Raw genomic sequence first — 3,977 nt, 5'->3', positions numbered from 1 at the left:
GCACCTGCGCCTTCTCGCGCCGCCGCACGGCCGATGCGAGCCGCACGCCGCCGAGGCCGAGCACGATCAGCGCGACACCGGCCATCGCCGACAGCACCCGGCCGGCGGCCGCGAGCGCGGGACCGTTGCCGGTGCCGAACGACCACACGACCGTCAGCACGCCGATCAGCCAGTTCACATGACCGACCACGCGCGCGACGGGCGTCGTGAGTTCGCCGTTGACCGCCGCATGGAACGCGAGCCACGCGAGCCCGAGCAGCGCGATGCCGAACGCCTGGCCGAGCATCGCCGGCTGGATGTTCGCGAGTTGCAGCGCGTTGAACAGCGCCTGCCAGGGTGTCAGCACGAACAGCACGCCGAACCCCAGCAGCAGCATGGCATCGACGATCAGCACGGCTCGCAGCAGCGGTTTCATCGGCGATTAGTCCACGTGGTAGTTCGGTGCTTCCTTCGTGATCTGCACGTCGTGCACGTGCGACTCGCGCATGCCCGCCGCGGTGATCTGGACGAATTCGGCCTTGTCGTGCAGTTCGTCGATCGTGCGGCAGCCACAGTAGCCCATGCTCGCACGCACGCCGCCGACCAGCTGGAACAGGATCGCGTTGACCGAGCCCTTGTACGCGACGCGGCCTTCGATGCCTTCCGGCACGAGCTTGTCGATGTTCGCGGAGTTGTCCTGGAAGTAGCGGTCTGCCGCGCCGTCCTTCATCGCGCCGACCGAACCCATGCCGCGATACGACTTGTACTGACGGCCCTGATACAGGAACACGTCGCCCGGCGCCTCTTCGGTGCCCGCGAACATGCTGCCCATCATCACCGCGTTCGCGCCGGCCGCGAGGGCCTTCGACACGTCGCCCGAGAAACGCACGCCGCCGTCGGCGATGCACGGCACGCCGGTGCCCTTCAGCGCGTCCGACACGTTCGCGATCGCGCTGATCTGCGGCACGCCGACGCCCGCGACGATCCGCGTCGTGCAGATCGAGCCCGGGCCGATACCGACCTTGACCGCGTCCGCGCCGTATTCGACGAGCGCCTTCGCGGCAGCTGCCGTCGCGATGTTGCCGCCGATCACCTCGACGTGCGGGAAGTTCTGCTTGACCCAGCGCACGCGCTCCAGCACGCCCTTGCTGTGACCATGCGCGGTATCGACGACGATCACGTCGACGCCGGCCTGCACCAGCAGCTCGACGCGCTCTTCGTTGTCGGGGCCGACGCCGACCGCCGCGCCTGCGCGCAGCTTGCCGTGTTCGTCCTTGCACGCATCCGGGTGTTCGGTCTGCTTCGTGATGTCCTTGACGGTCATCAGGCCGCGCAGTTCGAACGCGTCGTTGACGACCAGCACGCGCTCGAGGCGGTGGCTGTGCATCAGCGCCTTCGCTTCGGCGAGCGGCGTGCCTTCCTTGACCGTGACGAGACGCTCGCGCGGCGTCATGATCGACTTGACCGGTTCGTCGAGGCGCGATTCGAAACGCAGGTCGCGGTTCGTGACGATGCCGACGAGCTGCGGGCCTTCGACGACCGGGAAGCCCGAGATGCCATGCTGACGCGACAGCGCGATCACATCGCGCACCTTCATCTGCGGCGGGACCGTGATCGGGTCGCGCACGACGCCCGATTCGAAACGCTTGACTTTCGCGACCTCGCGGGCCTGCTCGGCCGGCGTGAGGTTCTTGTGGACGATACCCACACCACCCTGCTGCGCCATCGCGATCGCGAGGCGACCTTCGGTGACCGTGTCCATCGCGGCGGACACGAGCGGCATGTTCAGGGAGATGTTGCGGGTCAGCTTGGTCTTCAGGCTGGTGTCACGCGGGAGAACGTCGGAGAAGGCGGGAACGAGGAGCACGTCATCGAAAGTGAGTGCTTTTTGGATCAGACGCATGGCAAATCCTATGGGCGCAAAAGCGAATTATACGCGAAGCGCTGCGAATTTTCACAACACGAACAACGGGTTAGCCGCCTTCGAGCGTTCGGGGGCCGAATCGTTCGGATCGCCGTTCGGTTCGTTTTCGATCGCTTTTCGTTTCACCCGGGCATCGATCCATTCGCGCAACCGGCCGGAATTCGGGCCGAACGCGCGTCGTTGCCGTACAACGCAGCACCCGATGGCGGCACAGCGGCCGCCCCCGTTCGATGCGCGCTGGCGGCCTCAAGCGCCGCTAGGCGAGCCCCGCCGCGGCGCACGCGATCATCGCTGCGCCGGCGCCGGTCGCGACACCTCCGACGATCCGCGCGACGCGTTCGCCGGCCGGAACCAGCCGCTCGGCGGCGATGGCCACCGTCACGACGGCCATCACGCGTAGATCCATCATGCCGGTCGCCAGTGCAACGGCCATCAGGTTCCCGCAGCAGGCGCCGCACCGCAGGGCGGCCCGCACGCCGTGCCGCCACGCGGCGCCGGCACCTGCCCGCCGCACACCTTCGTCGTCCGGTCCGTGTCGGCAGCAGGCCAGCCGGCCCATCTTCCAGCCGGAAAACTGCAGCACGCCGGCGCCAAGCATGACCGCGCCGGCAGCAAACGGCATCGCGGCAGCGAGTGCGGACTGGCGCGTGGCGCCGGCCGCCAACGCAGCGCCGACGGGAAACACCACCGCACCGACCGCCATCCACACCGAGAAATACCCGGCGCCCGCAATCGCGACGAACCATGCCGCACGCGCGTCACCCACCGGGCCGAGGCTTTGCCGGTATCGCCAGAGCACCGGCGCCAGCACCGGCAGCATCATCGTGACCGTCATCGCGCCCCACATGCCGGCGAACCCGGCGAACGCGCGCCCTGCCCGCCATCCGCACGGCCTGAGCCACCCGGCCGACAGCGTCCAGCCGCCCGCCATCGGCATGCCGCCGATCGCGTCCATCGCTGCGTGCTGCGCGAGCGTCGCCCACGCGGCGGCGGCGAACACCGCGACGAGCGCGGCGCCGAACGCGAGCCGGCCGCCGCCCGCAGCGCCGGTCGCAGCCGGTTTCGTCGCGATGCCCATCACTCGCTCCCGTTGCTGTTCGACCCGCGCTCAACCGCGTGCGTATTCGTCATGACGACGCCACCACACGCCCGTCTCGTTGCGTCCGAGCGGCGCGCGATCGAGCCACTGGTACATGCCCCACAGTCCGTCGAGCCCGCGCGCGTAGGTCGAATACGTGTGATAGACGACGCCGTCCTCGCGCACGAACGCGCTCATCCCCGGCCGGTCGAGCGCGTACGTGGCGGCGTCGGTGCCGCACGTCGCCGCGAACTGCGCGACGGCGGCCGGCGGCGGGTCCATGTCCATCGCGTGGCCGGCCCGTGTGTAGTTGTATTCGACGTCGCCCGCGCGCTGCTGCGCTTCGGTGAACGACACGTTGAAGTCGAAGTTGAACGCGCCGCCGTCCGACGACGCCCACGGAAAGCGCCAGCCCATCCGCTGCCGGTACGCGAGCAGCTTCGCGAGCGGCGCGCGCGACACCGCGGCGAGCGTCACGTCGTGGTTCGCGAGGTGGACCACAAAGCCGTCGAAGCCATCCGCCAGTGCCGAGCACGACGGACAGCCGGCCTTGTAGTCGGGGCCGAACATGAAGTGATAGACGAGCAGCTGCGAGCGGCCGCCGAACAGATCGTCGAGCGTCGCCGGGCCGTCCTCGGTATCGAACCGGTAGGTCTTGTCGACGCGCACCCACGGCAGCGCCTGGCGCCGCCGCGCGAGCTCGTCGCTCTGCCGTGTCAGTGCCTTTTCCGCGTCGAGCAGCGCGCGGCGCGCAGCCAGCCATTCGGCGCGTGTTCCGGTGAGATGGTTCGTCATTGCGGGTTCCTCCTTTGGACAGGGATCCGGGCACGGCGCATCTGCCGTGTGCGTGGTGCTAGATTAGGGCCGGGCATCGGACGGCAGGGAGTGACAACTGTGTCGGGATTCGGATGGATTCGCTGATCACGGCCGCGGCACGCGCGCTCGCGGCGGGCGACCCGCTCGGCGCGCTGAACCGCGTCGCGCTGCGCGACGACG

4 protein-coding genes are annotated in these 3,977 nt (G+C 69.0%); all 4 read right to left on the bottom strand.

Features of this window, described 5'->3' with window-relative positions:
- A partial coding sequence (locus F3J14_RS33930) for a hypothetical protein (protein ID WP_166726627.1) occupies nucleotides 1–415 on the bottom strand: 415 nt, incomplete at its 3' end.
- A 6-nt stretch (nucleotides 416–421) separates the two neighbouring features.
- Nucleotides 422–1,882, bottom strand: coding sequence for an IMP dehydrogenase (gene guaB / locus F3J14_RS33925; RefSeq protein ID WP_006755813.1), 1,461 nt, complete (start codon nucleotides 1,880–1,882; stop codon nucleotides 422–424).
- Between the two features lie 277 nt (nucleotides 1,883–2,159).
- Nucleotides 2,160–2,981 carry a DUF2182 domain-containing protein gene (locus F3J14_RS33920; protein ID WP_166726626.1) on the bottom strand — a complete coding sequence of 274 codons (822 nt, stop codon included), beginning with the start codon at nucleotides 2,979–2,981 and terminating at the stop codon, nucleotides 2,160–2,162.
- 30 nt (nucleotides 2,982–3,011) lie between these two features.
- Nucleotides 3,012–3,776 carry a DUF899 domain-containing protein gene (locus F3J14_RS33915; protein ID WP_166726625.1) on the bottom strand — a complete coding sequence of 255 codons (765 nt, stop codon included), beginning with the start codon at nucleotides 3,774–3,776 and terminating at the stop codon, nucleotides 3,012–3,014.
- Nucleotides 3,777–3,977: the final 201 nt, after the last annotated feature.

It is taken from the genome of Burkholderia sp. Tr-862, assembly GCF_011753085.1.
Classification (GTDB): Bacteria; Pseudomonadota; Gammaproteobacteria; order Burkholderiales; family Burkholderiaceae; genus Burkholderia; species Burkholderia ambifaria.
This window is presented reverse-complemented; position numbering and strand designations above follow the sequence as displayed.